General features: G+C 75.0%; 21 protein-coding genes. 4 read left to right on the plus strand and 17 right to left on the minus strand.

The window, feature by feature from the left end; genetic code table 11:
- Window positions 1-155: 155 nt before the first annotated feature.
- The 11 genes from ACIRPH_RS18975 to ACIRPH_RS19025 all read right to left on the minus strand — a co-directional run bounded on the left by ACIRPH_RS18975 (window position 156) and on the right by ACIRPH_RS19025 (window position 10,230).
- Entirely contained in the window at window positions 156-914 is a 759-nt protein-coding gene (locus tag ACIRPH_RS18975; protein ID WP_402916072.1) for a MerR family transcriptional regulator, read from the minus strand.
- 28 nt (window positions 915-942) lie between these two features.
- Window positions 943-1,419 carry a VOC family protein gene (locus ACIRPH_RS18980; RefSeq protein WP_402916074.1) on the minus strand — a complete coding sequence of 159 codons (477 nt, stop codon included), beginning with the start codon at window positions 1,417-1,419 and terminating at the stop codon, window positions 943-945.
- A 123-nt stretch (window positions 1,420-1,542) separates the two neighbouring features.
- Window positions 1,543-2,379 (minus strand): polyphosphate polymerase domain-containing protein, encoded by an 837-nt coding sequence (locus ACIRPH_RS18985; protein WP_402916076.1) that lies wholly within the window; start codon window positions 2,377-2,379, stop codon window positions 1,543-1,545.
- Entirely contained in the window at window positions 2,376-2,984 is a 609-nt protein-coding gene (locus ACIRPH_RS18990) for a DUF4956 domain-containing protein (RefSeq protein ID WP_402916878.1), read from the minus strand. Before ACIRPH_RS18990 ends, ACIRPH_RS18985 begins: the two co-directional genes overlap by 4 nt.
- 177 nt (window positions 2,985-3,161) lie before the next feature.
- Window positions 3,162-3,821, minus strand: coding sequence for a response regulator transcription factor (locus tag ACIRPH_RS18995; protein ID WP_330159993.1), 660 nt, complete (start codon window positions 3,819-3,821; stop codon window positions 3,162-3,164).
- Window positions 3,818-5,425: a sensor histidine kinase gene (locus ACIRPH_RS19000; protein ID WP_402916078.1), complete on the minus strand. Its 1,608-nt coding sequence runs from the start codon at window positions 5,423-5,425 to the stop codon at window positions 3,818-3,820. The genes ACIRPH_RS18995 and ACIRPH_RS19000 overlap by 4 nt, the downstream gene beginning before the upstream one ends.
- Window positions 5,415-5,801, minus strand: coding sequence for a hypothetical protein (locus tag ACIRPH_RS19005; RefSeq protein WP_402916080.1), 387 nt, complete (start codon window positions 5,799-5,801; stop codon window positions 5,415-5,417). The genes ACIRPH_RS19000 and ACIRPH_RS19005 overlap by 11 nt, the downstream gene beginning before the upstream one ends.
- Window positions 5,802-6,328: 527 nt before the next feature.
- Complete coding sequence (locus ACIRPH_RS19010) at window positions 6,329-7,210, minus strand: DMT family transporter (RefSeq protein WP_402916082.1); 882 nt, start codon at window positions 7,208-7,210, stop codon at window positions 6,329-6,331.
- A gap of 398 nt (window positions 7,211-7,608) precedes the next feature.
- Window positions 7,609-8,598 (minus strand): ATP-binding cassette domain-containing protein, encoded by a 990-nt coding sequence (locus ACIRPH_RS19015; RefSeq protein ID WP_402916084.1) that lies wholly within the window; start codon window positions 8,596-8,598, stop codon window positions 7,609-7,611.
- A 2-nt stretch (window positions 8,599-8,600) separates the two neighbouring features.
- Window positions 8,601-9,437 (minus strand): ABC transporter permease, encoded by an 837-nt coding sequence (locus tag ACIRPH_RS19020; RefSeq protein ID WP_402916086.1) that lies wholly within the window; start codon window positions 9,435-9,437, stop codon window positions 8,601-8,603.
- Window positions 9,430-10,230 (minus strand): ABC transporter permease, encoded by an 801-nt coding sequence (locus tag ACIRPH_RS19025; RefSeq protein ID WP_402916088.1) that lies wholly within the window; start codon window positions 10,228-10,230, stop codon window positions 9,430-9,432. The genes ACIRPH_RS19020 and ACIRPH_RS19025 overlap by 8 nt, the downstream gene beginning before the upstream one ends.
- A gap of 322 nt (window positions 10,231-10,552) precedes the next feature.
- Here ACIRPH_RS19025 and ACIRPH_RS19030 point away from each other — a divergent pair, with 322 nt between their 5' ends.
- Window positions 10,553-11,209, plus strand: coding sequence for a flavin reductase family protein (locus ACIRPH_RS19030; protein ID WP_402916090.1), 657 nt, complete (start codon window positions 10,553-10,555; stop codon window positions 11,207-11,209).
- Window positions 11,210-11,323: 114 nt separating this feature from the next.
- Here the strand turns inward: ACIRPH_RS19030 and ACIRPH_RS19035 are convergent, their stop codons facing one another.
- The 5 genes from ACIRPH_RS19035 to ACIRPH_RS19055 are packed head-to-tail and all read right to left on the minus strand — an operon-like array spanning window position 11,324 to window position 13,833.
- Window positions 11,324-12,007 (minus strand): hypothetical protein, encoded by a 684-nt coding sequence (locus ACIRPH_RS19035; protein WP_402916880.1) that lies wholly within the window; start codon window positions 12,005-12,007, stop codon window positions 11,324-11,326.
- A 2-nt stretch (window positions 12,008-12,009) separates the two neighbouring features.
- Window positions 12,010-12,630: a DUF6286 domain-containing protein gene (locus ACIRPH_RS19040; RefSeq protein ID WP_402916092.1), complete on the minus strand. Its 621-nt coding sequence runs from the start codon at window positions 12,628-12,630 to the stop codon at window positions 12,010-12,012.
- A gap of 23 nt (window positions 12,631-12,653) precedes the next feature.
- Window positions 12,654-13,073 (minus strand): Asp23/Gls24 family envelope stress response protein, encoded by a 420-nt coding sequence (locus ACIRPH_RS19045; protein ID WP_402916094.1) that lies wholly within the window; start codon window positions 13,071-13,073, stop codon window positions 12,654-12,656.
- A complete protein-coding gene (locus tag ACIRPH_RS19050; RefSeq protein WP_402916096.1) occupies window positions 13,070-13,255 on the minus strand; it encodes a hypothetical protein in 186 nt (61 codons plus the stop codon). The genes ACIRPH_RS19045 and ACIRPH_RS19050 overlap by 4 nt, the downstream gene beginning before the upstream one ends.
- Before the next feature lie 59 nt (window positions 13,256-13,314).
- Entirely contained in the window at window positions 13,315-13,833 is a 519-nt protein-coding gene (locus ACIRPH_RS19055) for an Asp23/Gls24 family envelope stress response protein (protein ID WP_402916098.1), read from the minus strand.
- Between the two features lie 209 nt (window positions 13,834-14,042).
- Between ACIRPH_RS19055 and ACIRPH_RS19060 the strand changes: the two genes are divergently transcribed.
- The 3 genes from ACIRPH_RS19060 to ACIRPH_RS19070 all read left to right on the plus strand — a co-directional run bounded on the left by ACIRPH_RS19060 (window position 14,043) and on the right by ACIRPH_RS19070 (window position 16,519).
- Entirely contained in the window at window positions 14,043-14,591 is a 549-nt protein-coding gene (locus tag ACIRPH_RS19060; protein ID WP_402916100.1) for an RNA polymerase sigma factor, read from the plus strand.
- Window positions 14,582-15,133 (plus strand): hypothetical protein, encoded by a 552-nt coding sequence (locus ACIRPH_RS19065; protein ID WP_402916102.1) that lies wholly within the window; start codon window positions 14,582-14,584, stop codon window positions 15,131-15,133. The genes ACIRPH_RS19060 and ACIRPH_RS19065 overlap by 10 nt, the downstream gene beginning before the upstream one ends.
- Before the next feature lie 198 nt (window positions 15,134-15,331).
- On the plus strand, window positions 15,332-16,519 hold the full coding sequence (locus ACIRPH_RS19070; RefSeq protein ID WP_402916104.1) for a DUF418 domain-containing protein: 1,188 nt from the start codon (window positions 15,332-15,334) through the stop codon (window positions 16,517-16,519).
- Here the strand turns inward: ACIRPH_RS19070 and ACIRPH_RS19075 are convergent.
- Window positions 16,464-17,060, minus strand: coding sequence for a hypothetical protein (locus ACIRPH_RS19075; protein WP_402916106.1), 597 nt, complete (start codon window positions 17,058-17,060; stop codon window positions 16,464-16,466). The two genes, ACIRPH_RS19070 and ACIRPH_RS19075, sit on opposite strands and share 56 nt — an antisense overlap.
- Window positions 17,061-17,315: the final 255 nt, after the last annotated feature.

The raw sequence follows: 17,315 nt of genomic DNA on the forward strand, positions 1-17,315 counted from the left end.
CGCCGACCGCGCCCGGAGCGCCGCCGGGGGAGCGGAAGCCCGTCCCCCGCGGGCGTCGCGGGGGTGTCGTCGCCGTTCCGGGGCGGTACGGCCCCGGACCGGCGGGGTTTCACGTGAAACATCCCGGGCGCCCCGGCGGCGGTCGGGGCCGGGCGTCACATGGACGTCCGGGCGTACTCGTGGAGGGAGTCGCGGACGAACGCGGCGCCCTCCACGGTCCCGTACGTGGTGGAGAAGTTCGGGTCCTCGACGTACATGGCGCCCAGGCAGCGCACCAGCTCGACGGAGCGCTCGCGGTCGCCCTCGGCCACCGGCGTCCCCGGGATCGCCCGGAGCCACTCCACGTGCCGGGCGGCCAGCGCCTGCGCGCGGTCCGACCCGGGGGACACGCCGTCCTTCCAGGCTTCGGCCCACGAGTCGACCAGGTCGTCGGTGTCCCGCTTCCACGCGATCTGCTGCCGCACGGTCTTGCCGTGCCACCAGTCGTTGCTCTCCTGGAAGACCCGCTCACCCCAGCGGGCGACGACCTCGTCCCGGTAGGGGTCGTTGAACCCCTCCAGCATCATCTGCATGGAGGGGTCCGACCCCGAGGCCCGGGCGTCCAGGGTGTGGCGGACGGCCCTGATCCGCTGGTCCAGGCGGTTGCGCTCGGCCTCCAGGAGGTCGATGTGCTCGCCGAGGGCCCCCTCCTCGTCCCCCTGCCGGTCAAGGACGTCCGCGATCACGGGCAGGCCGAGGCCGAGGTCCCGCAGGAGGAGGATGCGCTGGAGGCGGGCCACCGCGTCCATGTCGTAGTAGCGGTAGCCGTTGTCGCCCACCCGTGAGGGGTGCAGGAGCCCGATGCCGTCGTAGTGGCGCAGGGTCCGACTCGTCACACCGGCGCGGGCCGCGACCTGCTGGATGGTCCACTCCACGCACCCCCCTCTCCGGGCCCCGCGGGCCCTACTCCCCGACGACGAAGTCGCCGCTCCGCATATTCTCCTCGACCCACTCCTTGGCGTCGTCGGCCTCCGCCTCACGGTAGGCCGTGAGGACCACCCGGTTGCCGTCCGGGTCGTCGACGGTCAGGTCGGAGGTGAACCAGGGGGTGTCCGAGGGGCCCTCGACGGCGGCGCCCGGCGGCAGGTCGGCCCGGAGGGCCTCCGCCAGTGCGGTGAGGTCCTGCCCGCCCGCGGAGAAGCTGGCGGTGGTGCTGCCGCGCTCCGGCTCGCCGGGGACGAGGAGGATGTCCTGGTACTTCATCCGCCGCAGGTGGACCACGGCGGGGGGCCCGTCCGGGTCCCCGAGGACGGCCAGGGAGATGAAGCCGACGGAGTGGTAGAAGGATTCGGCGGCGGCGATGTCCGCGACCCGGAAGGTCACGAACATCGGCATGGGGTAGACGGTCCGGTCGATGACGGACGCGGTGTTCTCGCTCATGCCGCCGACCCTAGGAGTTGACGTAGCGAGAAGGTCAAGCCGTGATCGCGCGGACGGGTCCGGGGCGCGTCCCCGCCCGGACGCACCGCGGGCCCGCCCGGAGGGGCGGGCCCGCGCGGTTGCTCAGACGGAGAGGACGACCCCGGCCCCCGCCCCCACCCGCGCCTGGGGCACGGTCGTCGGCGTCTGGTGGTCCAGGCAGGAAGCCATCGCCCGGTGCCAGCGGTTGCCCCTCAACCGCGGCTCCAGCACGGACACCGTGGCCCCGTACTTGCTGAACCCCACCTCGCGGAAACCGTGCTGGTGCAGGCGGCGCTCGGTGGAGGTGAGCCCGCCGCGCGTCTTGATCTCCAGCAGGACCATGTCCGGCCTCATCCCCACCGACCACCCGTTCCGGTACCCCACCAGGTCCGTGTCCACGGTCACCCGCTCCTCCCCGGAGAACGACACGACGGTGGCGCGCCGGTAGTCGGTGACAGCGCTCGCCGTGAGCACGTCCGGCGGCTCCATGCCGTACCCGAGCAGGGTGTCGTCCAGGAACCTGCGGGTGAGGGGGGTCAGCCGGTCTGGAGGCCCCTCGTACTCGATCCGCGTCTTGTCGGTGATGCCGCGGGCGCCCTTCAGCTTCACCTCGAACATGCGGGTCCCCGTGTCCACGTAGGTGCGCACCCGGGCCTTGAACCGCACCCGCCGCCCTCTTCGGTGGTCGTGGAAGGTTCTCAGGTCGGGGGTGTCGAGGTAGGTCGACGAGTACCGGAACACCTGCTGCCCCCCGATCGTCAGCACCCCGAACCGCTCCTCGGCCCCCTCGAACAGGGCGTCCGCGAAGGTGACGGGCACCAGGTACTTGCGGCAGGTGCGGGTGACCAGGGCAGCGCGCGAGTTGATCTCGGACAGCGTCATCGGGCGGAGGGCGGCCAGCGCCTCGGAGAGGCCCGGGGCGGAGGTGTCGGTGCTCATCGGTTGCCCACCAGCCAGGACGGGAGGGCGACGGTGCGCTCGGGGGAGGACAGGGCCGCGTCGGACCTCGACGCGAGGTAGCGGACGTCCACGACCATGAGGTCCCGCACGTAGTCGACCTCGGTGACGTCGACCCGCTTCACACGGCCCCGCAGCCGCGCCTCCAGGTCCTGCCGCAGCGCGACGGGGTCCTCGTGCACCACGTCCAGCGTCATCACCCGGCGCAGGTGCCGTGAGAGCAGGCGCGGGTGGTCCGCCGCGTACAGGCCGGTGAGCAGGAGGACGTTGAGGCCCAGCAGGATCCAGGGCGTCTGTGCCGCGACCGCGTTGACCAGGCCGAGGGTGATCGCGGTGAAGTAGTAGCCGATCTCCCCCTGACTGATGAGGTCGGACCGCAGGCGCAGGATCGACAGCACGCCGAACAGGCCGAAGCCGACGGCGAGCCCCACCTCCTGGTTGGTCAGCATCGACACCACCGCGAAGATGCCCGTGTTGAGGGCCACGTAGGCCAGCAGCAGGTCCCGACGCCCGTGGCGGCGGAAGTAGAGGGCGTACGACAGGACGGAGATCGCGGTCAGGTCGACCGCCAGAGCGAACCAGAACATGGTGATCATCCTCTGGACGGGGGGTGAGGCGTCCATGAGGAGCACATGAGGGAATCCTCATCCGGTCATCCCGGTGACACGGAGCCGGGGGCCGTCCCGTACGCGAACGGGGCGGAGGCGTCACCGACGCCTCCGCCCCGCGCTTCCCCCGTGTCACCGGACCCGCGGCCGGCCCGCTCAGCCGGTCAACCGGTACCCCATGCCCCGCACGGTCACGATCCGCTCCGCGCCGACCTTGCGGCGCAGGGCCCGCACGAACACGTCCACGACGTTCGACCCCGGGTCGTAGTCGTAGCCCCACACGTGGGACAGCATCTGCTGCCGGGTCAGGACCTGCCCGGGGTGCCGCATCAGCAGCTCCATCAGCCCGAACTCCCGGGCGGTGAGGTCGACCGCGTCGCCGTTCACCGCCACCCGTCTGGTGCGCAGGTCGAGGGCGAGTCCCCCCGCACGGAGGACCGTCAGGTCGGCGGGCCGCTCGTTGCGCATCCGCAGCCGCACCCTGGCCAGCAGCTCCTCGAACCGGAACGGCTTGGTGACGTAGTCGTCCGCGCCGATCTCCAGGCCGGTCACCGTGTCCCGCACGCCGTCGCGGGCGGTCAGGATGACCACGGGGATGTCCACGCCCAGCGACCGCACGCGCCGCAGCACGTCGAACCCGTCGGTGTCGGGGAGACCGAGGTCCAGCAGCATCATGTCGAAACCGCCGGTCACCGCGTAGTCCACGGCCTCAGCCCCGGTCCCGACCACGGTGGTGGTGAACCCGCTGGCCTCCAGGCCCTTGCGGACGAACGAGGCGATGCGCTCCTCGTCCTCGACGATGAGGATGCGGCTCACGCGTACTCCCTTCCTGCGATGGTGGGGATGACCAGGGTGAACGTGGATCCGGCCCCCGGTGCGGACCTCAGGTCCACACGGCCGTGGTGGGCCTCGGCGATGGCCCTGACGATGGCGAGGCCCAGCCCGGCGCCCCGGTCGCCCCGGGCGGCCCCGCCGCCTCGGGAGAAGCGCTCGAAGATCCTGCCGTGCTCCTCCGCCGGGATGCCGGGCCCCTCGTCGGTGACCCAGAACAGCACGTCGGGGCCGCTGACCGTGGAGCCGATCCGCAGGGTGGAGCCGGGCGCGGTGTGGCGGACGGCGTTGGCCGCCAGCTGCACCACGGCCTGGGTGACGCGCTGGGGGTCGAGCCGGGAGACCCCCTCGGCCACGGACTCCAGGCGCCAGTCGCGGTCGCCGAGCTTGCGCACCTTGGCGTCGATGTCGCTGGTCAGCTCGGCCAGGGACGCGTCCTCGGGACGGAGGAAGTCGGGCTGCTGGGACTTGGCGAGCAGCAGCAGGTCCTCGACTATCCGCGCCATGCGGTCCAGCTCGTCGGTGACCAGGCGCACGACCTCGCGGCGTTCCTCGGGGTCGTCCCCCATCAGCTCCAGGTGGCCGCGCACGATGGTGATGGGGGTGCGCAGCTCGTGCCCGGCGTCGTCCACGAACTGGCGCTGCGAGGTGAAGGCGCCCTCCAGGCGGTCCAGCATGCTGTTGAACTGCTCGGCGAGGGCGGCGATGTCGTCGCGGCCGGACACGTCGATGCGGCGGGTGAGGTCCTCCTCGGTGATGTACGCGGCGGTCTGCCGGATCAGCCGCACCGGTGCGAGGATGCGCCCGGCCACCCACCAGGCCGCGGTGCTCGCGACGAGCAGGCCGACCAGGCTGACCAGCGCGATCGTCTGCATGGTGGTGATGACGGTGTCCTCGTCCGACTCGGTGAAGTAGCCGATGACGAACCATCCGGAGGCGCCGTCCCCGTCGGGGGGCAGGACGCGGATCTTCTCCCATTCGACGGGGCCGGCGGGGGAGTCCGCGGTGCCCCGGGCGTTCGGGTCCTCCAGGATCGCGGTGACCGCGTCGGCGTCGGCCGACAGGTCGTAGGGGGGCTCCTGGCCCTGGCGGATGCGCCCCGCCGGGGTCTCGGCGCCGCCGGGCGCGCCGCCCGCGCCCCCGCCCGCGGTCTCGGACCCCTCCACCCAGGCGAACAGGATCTCGGCCTCGTCGGGGTACTGGCGCTCCAGGTGGGCCCTGACGAGGGTGGACACGTCCGTGAAGGCCTCCCCGGTGCCGGGGTCGACGCCGACCTGCGCGAACTCCTGGAACTCGCCGATCTCCTGGGAGAGGGCGCCGTCGACGCGTTCGTCGTTGCGCGTGGTGAGCGCGCTCCAGGTGACCACGTTGACCAGGACGAGCACGACCGTCATGAGCAGGACGACCCAGGCCATGATGAGGAGCCGGGCCGGGATCCGCCGCCGCTGGGGGGCCTCGGGCTGCGGGCCCTCGAAGACCATGGTCGGGTACACGGAGGTGTCCTCCGGCCGGGACCACGCGCCCCTGCCGGGCACGCCGCTGAGGTCCTCCGTGGGGGAGTCCGCGCCGAAGTGACCCTCAGTCGTCATCGTCGTCGCCCCAGTCGTCATCGTCGCAGTCGTCGTCATCATCATCCCCGCTCCCGCACGTGTGTGCAGGTGACGGCTCCGGCTCGCCGCTCGGAGTCGAGGAGAAGGACTCCGAGGGCCGGGCCGTCCCGGGGTGGTCGGGGTCCTCCTCGTCGGGGGTTCCGTCACCGTCGTGGTCGGTGACCGGGGGCGGCGGGGGGACGACGTCCTCGTCGGCCTGGTCCACGGGTTCGGCGCCGGGCGACTCCCCGACGACCACCTCGTGCGGGGGCACGGCGTCCGACCCGCTCCCGGGCAGGGCCCACACCAGGACCGCACCCGCGACCAGGACGGCCGCGACGGCTGCGGCCAGCAGGGGCACCAAGGGTGATCTCATAGTCCGAGATCATCTCTGCTCCGGGCGAATACGAGATGAAACGGACATGAGGATCTTTTCATCATGGCAGGTGGGGCGAGGGCTTCCGGGCCCGGTCGGCCACACGCGTCCTGCGCACGGACGCCCCTCGACCCGGGGCGGGCCTCCGGGGCCGCCCCCGATCGGACGGCGGGCCCCGCGGCGCGGGGCCCGGCGCCCGGGCCCGGGCGCCGCGCGCCCGGCGGAGCCGTCCCGGCCCGGAGGCGGGAGGCGCCGAAGTCCTGTTCGAGCCGTTCCACCGGGGGACGCGGCGAGGCTGCACGCGGAGCGCCCGGACAGCGGGCTCGGGCTGTCCGTCGTCCGGTCCGTCGCCTCGGCGCACGGGGCGACGGCGACGGCCGCGTCCTGGCGGGGGCTCGTGGTCACCGTCGGCTTCCCCGGAGGGTGGGCGCGCCCGGTCCGACGGCGCTCCGGCCGGGGGCGCGGAACCGGGCCGGTCACGCGCGCATCCGCCGGCCTCCGCCGGGACGCCCCCGCCGGGGCGCGGCTCAGGAGATCGGTTCGGGCTCCCGCTCGGGCGCGCTGCTCTGGGGGACGGTGAGCAGCCTGATCCCGTACGCCCCCAGCACGGCTCCCGCTGCGGCGACCACGCCGCCGACCCAGCCGCCCCCGTACGTCTCGCCCATGAAGCCCACCCCCACCACGGTCGCGGCGAGCGGGTTGGTGAAGGTGGTGATCCCCAGCGGGGCTCCCAGGTCCATGCCCTGGTAGGCGGCCTGCGCCAGGAACAGCCCCAGCACGGCGATCACCGGGGTGGCCAGCGCGGAGGAGTGCAGCAGACCCGCGGCGCCGACCTCCCCGATGACGGCGACGGCGGTCTTGACCGTGGCCGAGGAGACCCCGAAGGCCACGCCCGCGGCGCCCGCCAGGAGGTAGCTGCGCCAGGCGGCGGACCGGACGCGCCCGGCCAGCCACGCGGTGGCCAGCAGCAGGACCGTGGTGCCCAGGCCGACCACCGCGGAACCGGAGTCGTCGAGGACCCCGCCCTGCCCGCCCGTCACCGTCACCGAGAGCAGGGCGGCCAGCGCCACCACGGTGAACGCCGCTCCGCGCCACTCCTCGCGGGTGACCCGCCGCCCGCCCAGCCGGGCCGACCACGGGATACCGAACACCAGGACCAGCACGCCGAGCGGCTGCACCACGCTCAGCGGGGCGTGGCTCACCGCCGCCACCTGGAACCCCGCGCGGCCCCCGTTGAACAGCAGCGACACCCACCACAGCGGGTGCCGCAGCAGCGCCTTCAGCTGCCGTCCGCCGGTGAGCGGCTCCGCCACCCGCACGGCGAGCCTCCGCTGGGCCACCGCGGCGGCCGTGTAGGCCGAGCACGACAGCACCGCGAACATGATTCCCAAGCCCGTCCCGAACACCATGACTGCCATGATCGCGCCCTCCGGGGGCGGCCGCGCCCCGGGGGAGCGGCCGGACGGCGGGAACCTCCCCGGGGGACCGGCCGGAACCGGGGCCCGTCCGGGCGGGCCCCGCCGTCCGGAGCCGCTTCCGGGGAGGTCCCGGGCCCGCGGAGCCCGGGGTCCTGTGCCGGAACCGGACGCCGGGGCGCCGTGTCCGAGGCCACAAGCGGCCACGTGCGCGCACCCGCCGCGGGGCTCCCGCCGGGACGCCCCCCGCTCCGCCGTCCAGGAGGCCGCCGTCCCCGGGCCCCGACCCGTCGGCCCGCCGCCGGCGCTCCCGTCCTCCGCATGCCTCCGCGGCCGACCGAACCCCTTTCCGGGGCCCGGGGCGGACGGACCCGGAGCGCGGGGCGCGCCCCCTACCCGCGTTCGGCGACGGCGCCCCGGTACAGGGCGGAGACCACGCCCTCGATGTCCGGTTCGCGCAGCGTCAGGTCGACGACCTCGTGGCGCCCGGCGACCCGGGAGATCACCGCGGCCGGGTTGCCGGACAGCTCCAGCCACTGCCGGGGCCCGTCCACGCGCACGCACGCCCCGCCCTCCACCTCGATGGGCGGGGCGGGGGCGGCGAGGTCGACGACCAGGACGCGCGGCGTGGGCACGCTCGCGCGCAGCCCCTCCAGGTCGCCGTCGTACGCGAGGCGCCCCTTGTCGATGACGACGACCCGCCTGCACAGGCGCTCGACGTCGCCGAGGTCGTGGGTGGTCAGCAGGATCGTCGTGCCCTCCTCCGCATTGAGCCGGAGGAGGAACTCGCGGATGGTCGACTTGCTGACCACGTCCAGCCCGATGGTCGGCTCGTCCAGGACCAGCAGGTCGGGGCCGTGCAGCAGCGCGGCGGTGAGGTCGCCGCGCATCCGCTGGCCCAGGCTCAGCTGCCGCACGGGAGTGGCCAGGAACGGTCCCAGCTCCAGGAGTCCGGTCAGCTCGGCCAGGCGGCGGGCGTGGTCGGCGGCCGGGACCCGGTACATGTGCCGGACCAGCTCCAGGCTGTCCTTCAGCGGCAGGTCCCACCACAGGGTGGTCCGCTGCCCGAACACCACGCCGATCCGCGAGGCCAGGCGGGTGCGGTCGCGGGAGGGCTCCAGCCCGTTCACGCGCAGGTACCCGGTGCTGGGGGTGAGGATGCCGGTCAGCATCTTCATCGTGCTGCTCTTCCCCGCACCGTTCGGCCCGAGGTAGCCGACGATCTCGCCCGTCCGGACGGTGAAGGTCACGTCGGCGACCGCGCTGACGGTGCGGCGCCTCCGCCGCAGGAACGGGCCCTCGGAGAGGACGAAGTCGCGGCCCAGGCCGACGGCCTCGATGACGGGGCCTTCGCCGCCGGGGTTCGGTTCGGACGTGGTCATCATCAGCTCCCGGTGGATCGGTAGTGGCGGAGGCCGAACCTCCAGCAGGCGGCGGCGACCGCGCACAGGGCGACGGCGACGAAGGGTGTGGCGAAGCGCAGGGGTTCCGGCAGCCCGGTCGGGTCCGGCCGGTCGAGGAGGTAGAGGGCGGGCTGCCAGGTGACGAAGGCCAGCGGCAGGACGAAGGTCGCGGCGCGCACGACGTTCTTCGGGTAGATCGCCATCGGGTACTCGGTGAGGGCCTGCCCGCCGTAGGTGATCGAGTTGGCGGCCTCCCGCGCGTCGACGACGAAGAACTGGAGGCAGGCCCCGATGACCCAGACCGCGCAGCAGATCGCGGTCGCCGACACCAGCAGCACCGGCAGCATCAGCGCCTTGCCGACGCTCCAGTCGATGTCGCACGCCGCCAGGGCCACGACGGTGACCGCCGAGCCGGGGACGATCCGGCCCAGGCGGCGGGGCGCGAAGCGGTCCGTCGCCATCTGGACCAGCGGCGGGACCGGCCGCACCAGCATGACGTCGAGGGAACCGGTCCTGATGTGCCGTCCCAGGACCTCCACCATGCCCATCACCATGTCGGCGCAGGCGAACGCGGTCGTGGCCATCCCGGCGATGAGCAGGCCCTCGGCCATCCCGAACCCGGAGACCTCCCCGGCATGGCCGAACACGACGAAGACGGCCCCCATCTCGGCGAAGGCGCCCAGGGCGGTCGACAGGGTCATCATGACCAGGGACGCCGGGTACTGCGCCAGGGCGCGGCACCAGGTCCATGCGAGCAGCACGTAGGCCCGGACCGGCCAGAGCACGGACTCGCGCGTGCGGGCGAGGAGGTCAGCCACCCTGGACCACCACCTTCCGCGTGGCGTGGGAGGTGATCCGGGCGCCGAGGGCGAGGAGGGCGGCCGCCCACGCGGCCTGGAGGGCCAGGCCGCCGAGGGGGCTCCCGCCGGGCAGGGACTCCTTGCCCAGGAAGACCTCGGCGGGGATCTGGGCGATGGAGGCCCACGGGAGCACGCGCAGCACGTCGGCGACCGCCGGGGGGAACAGGGGGAGCGGGATCAGCATCCCGGCCGCCACCGGGCCGAGCAGCCCGGCCACCGCCCAGATCCCGGTGGAGTCCATGAGCCAGAACCCGGCCAGCTCGTACAGGTAGCGCAGCGCGAACGACACGAGCGCGGCCAGGACGAAGGAGACCAGGGCGATCGCCCAGCGGACCGGTTCGGCGGGGACGACCAGGTCGAACAGGACCAGGCCGACCGCGAACGTGGGCACTCCGCGGAAGACGAGGTTGAACGTGGCCCGCCCCATGTCGTCGGCCAGCCACCAGCCCATCATCGAGACGGGGCGGAGCATGTCGGTGGCGACCGCCCCGCTGCGGACGCGTTCGCCGAGTTCCAGGGGCGGCCCCATGATGGCGACCATGCCGATGAGGGCCTGGCCGACGAACACCTGGGTGACGGCGTCGCCCGCGTCGTAGCCGTTGATCTCGGGCCGCACCGAGAAGAGGGCGAGCATGACGGCCGCGTTGATCGCGCCGAAGACGGCGTTGGTGAAGATCCCGGCGATCGTGGCGACGCGGTAGGTGGAGTAGCGGTGCAGGCCGAGGGCGTACACCGCGAGGTAGACGCGCATGGGCGCGGGCTCCCGGAGGTCGAGACGTGCAGGTGGTGACCGGTCCCGACACCGGGGCGGAGCCCCGGCGGAGACGCGGTGTCCGGCACGTCCCTGACGCCGTGGGGCTCAGGTCCGGGTCGCCGCGAGGGACCGACGCTAGCACAGCCCGGGCCGGCGCACCGGGGGGATCCGCGGGCCGGGACCGTCCGGCCCGGCGCCGCGGGAGGCCGCCCCTCCGACCGGGGCGGCGGGGATCGGGGAGTCGTCCCCGGTGGAGGCCGGTCCGGGCGGACGACGTTGCGGCGTCCGGCGCAACGTCGGGCGCCTAGGTTCTCCCGATGTGAACACAGAACAGCAGACGGGACCGGCGCGGGCCGCCGCGTCGCCGCCCCGAGAACACCGGACCATCCGGCCGCGCATCCTCTACTTCGGCACGCCGGTGGTCCTGGTCTCCACCTCCAACGACGACGGCACGCCCAATCTCGCGCCGGTCTCCTCGGTCTGGGCCCTGGGACACCTGCTGGTGCTGGGGCTCGGCGCCACGGGGCAGACCGCGCGCAACCTGGCGGAGCGCCCCGGGCTCGCGGCCTGCTTCCCGGCGGCCGAGGACTGGTCGCACGTCGAACGCCTGGCCCCGCTGACCGGGCGCGACCCCGTGCCCCCGGGCAAGCCGCCCGGCTGCCGCTTCGAGGCGGACAAGTTCGCCGCCGCCGGCCTGACCCCGCAGGAGTCCGAGCTGGTCGCCCCGCCCCGCGTGGCGGAGTGCCCGCTCCAGCTGGAGGCCCGGGTGGTGCGGGCCGACGCCGACGCCTCGGGGGACCTCGTGGTGGTCCAGGCCGACGTGCTGCGGGTGCACGCGGACACCCGCGTGGTGGTGCCGGGCACCGACCACGTCGACCCGTCCCGCTGGAACCCGCTGATCTACAACTTCCGCCACTACTTCGGGCTCGGGCGGCAGCACGGCCACTCGCACCGCTCCGAGACCCCGGCCCGCTGACGCGGGGTGTTCCGGACGGGGGCGGGGCGCCGGTGCCTCCCCGGTCACCGGCGGCCGCGCCGCCCCCGCCGCTCAGCCCGACCCGCCCCCTCTCCCCCGGGAGGGGGCTCCGGGTCAGGCGAGTCCGCGCCCTCCGGAGCGGCCCGACACGGACATGCGGACCACCGTCGGCAGGCGTTCGAGTTCGAGGGACTCCCTCAGGGAGGCGACCGGCCCGTCCCGGCAGGTGCGCCACACGTCGGCGGGGTCCGCGTCCTCGGTCAGCACCAGGTCCAGCCAGAGGCGGGGCTCGCGGGAGGACTCGGTGAAGTGCGCCCGGCCGCGCCGCACCCGGGGGTCCGCGCAGACCTCGGCGACGACGGCGTCCCCGGCGGCGGACGCGGGGACCCCGGTCCGCCCCGACGCCGTGTCCTCGCCCACCCGCAGCCGTCCGGCGCGGTTCGAGCGTCCCTGCACAAGCAGCCACCGCACCGCCGACACCGTCACGACCAGGGCGACGGCGGCGGCGACGTACGGGGTCCACGGCCAGGCCAGGGCCGGTTCCAAGGGGCCGCCGCCGACCGGCGCGGCGGCGGTGGCGCCGCCGAGGAGGCCCCCTCCGGCGGCGAGGCCCGCGGCCCCGCACAGCACCAGGGGCAGCCCCGTGAGGACCAGACCGAGCCTGTTGCCGCGTGCTGTCCTGCGGGCCCCCTTGTGCGGGAACCCCCGGATCGTGGACGCGGTCGGCCCCGGGAAGGGCCCGTCCGGCTCCGCGGCCCCTCCCGGCGGGGCCTCCCGCAGGACGCCGTTCTCCTCCATGGTCACGCCTCCTCCCTGAGCCGGACGACGACCCTCGGGGCACGGAGCGGCCGGAGGTCCTCCACCCTCTGGCGCACCACCGCGTCCACCCGCTCGCCGAGCCAGCCCGCCTCGCGTATGTGCGTCCGGACCTCGATCCGTACGGTGCGGCGCCCGCCCCGGACCCGGACCGAGCCGACGCCGTCGACCCCGCGGGCCTCGACGGCGAGGATGTCGCGCAGGCCCCTGCGGCTCAGGCCCGCCACCGTGTCCCGGTCGTCGGTCCGCAGGGCCAGGTGGCCGCCGGCCCCCGGCAGGAGCGCGGTCAGCACCAGTGTCAGGCCGACGGCGGCGGCCACGGCCGAGAGCACCATGGCCTCGGGCGCCTCCCAGGGCGTGGACGACACGCGGGAGAGGCCCCCGCCGATCCCCGGGAGCGGCGACGGCGCCCCGCCCGCACCCGCGGTGGTGACCGCGACCGCCAGCCCGCCGACGACGGCCACCGAGGCCGCCGCGACGGCGGCGGGCAGCGACCGCTGCGGCCGGAAGACCCGCACGGCGGTACGCCGCGCGGACCGGTCCCCGGCGGGGGAGGGACCCGCGGGTGTCCTCTGCGCCTGTGACGCCTCCTGGAGGGAAGTCATGTCCGCGTCCTTCGTGTCAGGGGTCAGCGCACCCGCGGGGCGGGCACGAGTTCGACGATCTCGATGTCGGCGCTGTGGACGGTGAGGCCGGTGAGCGCCTCCACCGTCGCGGTGACGTGCGCTCGGACCTCCTCCGCCGTCCGCGCGAGGGGCGACGGGTAGGCGACGGCGATCTCCAGGCGCAGCGCGACGCGGGAACCCCCGCGCCGTACCCCGGCCCGTGCCGGCCCGCGCCCCACCAGCCCCCCGAGCCGTTCGGCGAGGGGGCGGACGCGGGGGTGCTCGGCCGCGGCCGAGCACGCCATGCGCTCCACCACCCGGTCGGCGACGGTCGTGGAGCCCCGCTCCTCCGGCGGGGCCGGGGAGGGCCCCGCGGGCGCTCCCCCCTGCGCGGGGGAGCGCGCCGCGTGCGCCCGCCGGTCCGGCGCCCCGGCGCGGATCACCGCCGGTCACCGCGCTCGCGCCGGGTGAACAGTGCGGCGAGGTCCACCTCGCCCGCGTACGCCCGTCCGGCCAGGAACCCGGCCGTCCCGAGCACGAGGACGAGGAGGAAGGCCCCGAAGCCGCCGAAGGCGGCGGCGAGACCGAGGACCGCTCCGAAGGCGAGTCCGACGATCGGCCACATGGGTCCCGCCCCTCCTCCCGTGCCTGCGGTCGGCCCCCGGTCCGGGAACCGGCCGGTTCTCATCGGACCCTCGGCTCCGCGGCGGGCTGGTCCTCGCCCTCGTCGGGGAGGTGGATGTCGTCGACGGTCACGTTGACCTCGGTGACCTCCAGGCCCGTCATGCGCTCCACCGCGGTGATGACGTTGCGCCGCACCGCGCCCGCGAGGTCGGGGATGGAGACCCCGTACTCGACGACCAGGTTGATGTCGACGGCCGCCTGGCGCTCGCCCACCTCGACGGCCACGCCGCGCGCGGCGGTGTTCGTGGAGGTCGAGCCGGGGATGCGCTCGCGGACGGCGTCGAAGGCGCGGGCGGCCCCGCCGCCCATCTGGTGCACGCCCCGGACCTCCCGGGCGGCCATGCCGGAGATCTTGGCGACCACGTGGTCGGCGATCGACGTGCGTCCGTTGCCGGAGCCCGCCTCCCGCCCGCGGTCGGTGCGGGCGGGGGCCGAGGCGTCCCGCAGCGGGGCGAGGCCGCCGCCGGTCACCGCCTCGTCGCCGCGGTTCCCGTCGTTCTGAGCGCTCTTCGCGGTCATGGGCCGTTCTCCTTCGTCGGTGGACGCGTCGTGCGTTGTCGCGTCGTCACAGGGGAGGACACGGGGAACGGACCCGGGCTCACGCCCTCCCTTATGTGACCTGCATCACTATCAGGATACGAGCACCGGGGCGCTGCCGTGCGTGTTCGATCGAAAACCTAGGGTAGTTTCGCCGTGCGCGTGTACGGGGAGGGGTGGCCGCACCACCGATGCACAGGGAAACCGCACTGCCGGAGAGCGTGCTCGTGGAGCGCGCCCAGGACGGGGACGACCGGGCCTTCGAGATCCTCGTCCGCAGGCACCAGGACGCCGTCTACCGGATCGCCCTCCGGGTGGTGGGCGACCCCGGCGACGCCCGGGACGCCGCCCAGGAGGCCCTGGTCACGGCCTGGCGCAAGCTCCCCGAGCTCACCGATCCCCGGAGCTTCCCCGCCTGGCTCCACCGGATCGTGGGCCGGCGCGCGCTGAACGTCCTGAGGGCCAGGAGGCCGGAGGCGCCCGTCGAGGACGACGACGCGTTCGCCGCCCCCGGCCCCGGGCCGGTGGGGGAGGCGATCGCGGGCGACCTCCGGGAGGCGCTGTTCCACGCGCTCTTGGGGCTCCCGCCCCCGCAGAGGATCTGCTGGGTTCTGCGCGAGATGGAAGGATTGGGTTATGAAGAGATAGCGGCGATCGTCGACACGACCCCGACCGCCGTGCGTGGACGCATTCACCGCGCGCGTACCCATCTCGTGGAGGCGCTTGAGCCATGGCGGTAGACCCGTCCGACGACCACGACCGGCTCCCCTGCGGGAATTCGGTGGACGCCCTCCTGCGGCACCTGACGTCCGGGGAGCCCACACCGCACGAGTCCTCCTGCGAGTACTGCCGGGAGCAGGCGGAGGAGCTGCGCCCCCTCGTCTCGGCGGTCCGGGGGGCCGGCGACCAGGAAATCGGTGCGCCCCCCGGCCTGCTGGCGGACGTGATGCGCGCGGTGCGCGCGGAGAGGCGCACCGGCGGCACCGTCGTCCTGTCCGGCCCCGGGCCCGGAGGCACCGAGATCCGGGGGTCCGCCGTGGCCGCCATGCTGCGCGCCTCCGTCGAGTCCGTCCCCGGCGTGGTCGTGGGCCGCTGCCGGGTCGAACAGACGCCGGAGGGGCTCGTCGTCCTGGCCACGGCGCGGGTGGCCCTCGGCCTGCCGATCGTCGAGGCCGCCGAGGAGGCGCGGCGCGCCATGCGATCCCTGGTGGAGGACCGGCTGGGGCTGCGTGCGGCCCGCGTGGACATCGACGTCGTCGACCTCGACGACCACGCGGGATAGCCGCGCCGGGCAGGCCGCCGGCACGCCTCCCCGCCGTTCCTCCCGGCGGGTTCCGCACCGTCCCCCCGGTCTTCCGGCGGGCTCCGCACCGTTCCCCCCGGCCGACCGGCGCCCCGATCCGGCCGATCGGGGGATGCCCGCCAGGCTCCCCGCGCGCCATTCTCGGTCGGAGGGCACGCCGACGGGAGGACGCACGGGATGGACGCAGCAGCGGTGCCGCGGGAACGAGGGGAACGCCGACTCGCCCCCGACCTGGCGCGGGGGTTCATGCTGCTGCTCATCGCCATGGCCTACGCCGGGGTGTACGCGGGGGCGGGCTTCGGCACGGACGTGTCCGGGGAGACCCCGCTCGACAGGGGCGCGGCCTTCGCGACCACGCTGCTGCTGGACAACCGGGCGTTCCCGATGTTCGCGATCCTGTTCGGCCACGGACTGGCGTGGACGGTCGCCCGCCAGACCGCGCGGGGCGCCCCCGAGGCGGAGGTCCGCCGCCTGCTCCGCAGGCGCGGGCTCTTCCTCCTGCTGTTCGGCTTCGTCCACGCGCTGCTGGTGTTCCCCGGCGAGATCCTCGCCTCCTACGGCGTCGCCGCCCTGGCCACCGGTTGGCTGCTGCTGCGCTCCACCAGGGCCGTGACGCGCGCGGCGGCGGTGTTCGCCGCGTTCTACGCGGTGACCGTCCCCCTGGCGATGGTCGGGACGAGCCTGGGCGCCGCCGGCGCCGGGGAGGGCGAGGCGTACGCCGTCGCGGGGTACCTCACGGCCGAGGACTGGGCGGCCCGCCTGGTCGGGCTCCCCCTCGGGCCGGTGGTCATCGCGATCGCCTACCCGTTGTTCCTGCTGGTGGTGCTCGGCTACCGGGCGGGCCGCGCGGGACTGCTGGACGACCCGGAGGCGCACAGGGGGCTGCTGGCGCGCGTCGCGGCGGTCGGCGTGGCCGTGTCCGTCGCGGGAGCCCTGCCCTCCGCCCTCACGGCGGTGGGCGCTCTGGAGCCGGGAGCGGTCGCGCAGGGCCTGATGATGGCGCTCCAGGTGCTGACCGGAGTCTTCGGCGGGGCCGGGTACGCGGCCCTGTTCACGCTGTGGGCGCTCCGGACGGACCGCGGCCGGGGACCGCTGACCCGCGCCGTCGCGGCGGTGGGGCAGCGTTCGCTGACCTTCTACATCCTCAACTCGGTGCTGGTCGCGGCCGTGCTGCACCCCGACCTCGCGGGGATGGGACCGAGGGTGGGGGGTTTCGGCGCGCTGGTCGTCGCGGCCCTGGTCTGGCTGGCCGGCCTCGGCCTGGCCGCGTGGCTCGCCCGGACGGCGCGTCCCGGGCCCCTGGACGCGCTCATGCGCCGCCTCGTGCACGGGGGCCGGCGCCGCGCCGGGCCGCGCGCGGGCTGAGCCCGCAGGCCACGCCCACCTCGTACGGCGCCCCCGCGGGTCGGGCCCCGGACCGCCCCGCGGACGCGGTGGCCGCCCGGTCTTCCCGGCTCCCCCGCACGCCGTCGGCCGGGGACTCGTCCGACCCGGCCCCGTCGTCCGGGCCGGGCACGAGCGCGACCATGATCAGGGAGAGGCCGACGGCGCTGATCAGCGTCAGGGCGAGCATCATCTCGGGTGACCGCCAGACCGCGTCGACCCCTTCGGGGCCGGTGCCCGGGACTCCGAGGCCGGCTCCGGCCCCGATCGACGTCAGGCCCTGGACGGGGAAGCCCGCCAGGCCGGCGGCGATCTCGGCCGCTGCGAGGACCGTCACGGCCCCGGCGGCGGCCCTGACGGCGAGCAGGGGACCGTTGCGGTGGGGGCCCGGCCGGGGTTCCGCCCTCCGGCGCGCCCCCGGGGACGCGCCGCGGGCTCCGGCGGCAGTTCCGGTCGGCTCGATGTCGGTCACGTCGCGCACCTCGTGGATCGTCGCGTGCGAGTGGTCGCACCTCGCTTGCACTCCACCCCGTGGAACGGTGACGGCCGACCGAACCATCGCAGGTCGAGAGCGGTTTTGCTCACATTTGCCATGTGTTCCCGGCGTGATGCCGTGCGCGGGCGCGCCGGACCGGAGCGCCCGTCCGGGCCGGGCCCGCGGCGGACCTCCGGTGCGAGGGGCCGCCGCGGGCAGGGGCGGCGGCCGGGCGGGCCGCGGACGGCGACTCCGCTCCGTGACGGACGTCACTCCGAGTCGTTACCTCGTCGTCACGGAGTG

It is taken from the genome of Nocardiopsis sp. NPDC101807, from assembly GCF_044766605.1.
Lineage (GTDB): Bacteria > Actinomycetota > Actinomycetes > Streptosporangiales > Streptosporangiaceae > Nocardiopsis > Nocardiopsis tropica.

Bases quoted from the DNA above. Each gene is read 5' to 3' on its own strand.
- ACIRPH_RS19010 (WP_402916082.1), bottom strand. From the start codon at position 7,210: ATGGTGTTCGGGACGGGCTTGGGAATCATGTTCGCGGTGCTGTCGTGC.
- ACIRPH_RS19000 (WP_402916078.1), bottom strand. From the start codon at position 5,425: ATGACGACTGAGGGTCACTTCGGCGCGGACTCCCCCACGGAGGACCTC.
- ACIRPH_RS18980 (WP_402916074.1), bottom strand. From the start codon at position 1,419: ATGAGCGAGAACACCGCGTCCGTCATCGACCGGACCGTCTACCCCATG.
- ACIRPH_RS19005 (WP_402916080.1), bottom strand. From the start codon at position 5,801: ATGAGATCACCCTTGGTGCCCCTGCTGGCCGCAGCCGTCGCGGCCGTC.
- ACIRPH_RS18985 (WP_402916076.1), bottom strand. From the start codon at position 2,379: ATGAGCACCGACACCTCCGCCCCGGGCCTCTCCGAGGCGCTGGCCGCC.
- ACIRPH_RS19015 (WP_402916084.1), bottom strand. From the start codon at position 8,598: ATGACCACGTCCGAACCGAACCCCGGCGGCGAAGGCCCCGTCATCGAG.
- ACIRPH_RS19025 (WP_402916088.1), bottom strand. From the start codon at position 10,230: ATGCGCGTCTACCTCGCGGTGTACGCCCTCGGCCTGCACCGCTACTCC.
- ACIRPH_RS19040 (WP_402916092.1), bottom strand. From the start codon at position 12,630: ATGACTTCCCTCCAGGAGGCGTCACAGGCGCAGAGGACACCCGCGGGT.
- ACIRPH_RS19065 (WP_402916102.1), top strand. From the start codon at position 14,582: ATGGCGGTAGACCCGTCCGACGACCACGACCGGCTCCCCTGCGGGAAT.
- ACIRPH_RS19050 (WP_402916096.1), bottom strand. From the start codon at position 13,255: ATGTGGCCGATCGTCGGACTCGCCTTCGGAGCGGTCCTCGGTCTCGCC.
- ACIRPH_RS19070 (WP_402916104.1), top strand. From the start codon at position 15,332: ATGGACGCAGCAGCGGTGCCGCGGGAACGAGGGGAACGCCGACTCGCC.
- ACIRPH_RS19035 (WP_402916880.1), bottom strand. From the start codon at position 12,007: ATGGAGGAGAACGGCGTCCTGCGGGAGGCCCCGCCGGGAGGGGCCGCG.
- ACIRPH_RS19060 (WP_402916100.1), top strand. From the start codon at position 14,043: ATGCACAGGGAAACCGCACTGCCGGAGAGCGTGCTCGTGGAGCGCGCC.
- ACIRPH_RS19055 (WP_402916098.1), bottom strand. From the start codon at position 13,833: ATGACCGCGAAGAGCGCTCAGAACGACGGGAACCGCGGCGACGAGGCG.
- ACIRPH_RS18990 (WP_402916878.1), bottom strand. From the start codon at position 2,984: ATGTTCTGGTTCGCTCTGGCGGTCGACCTGACCGCGATCTCCGTCCTG.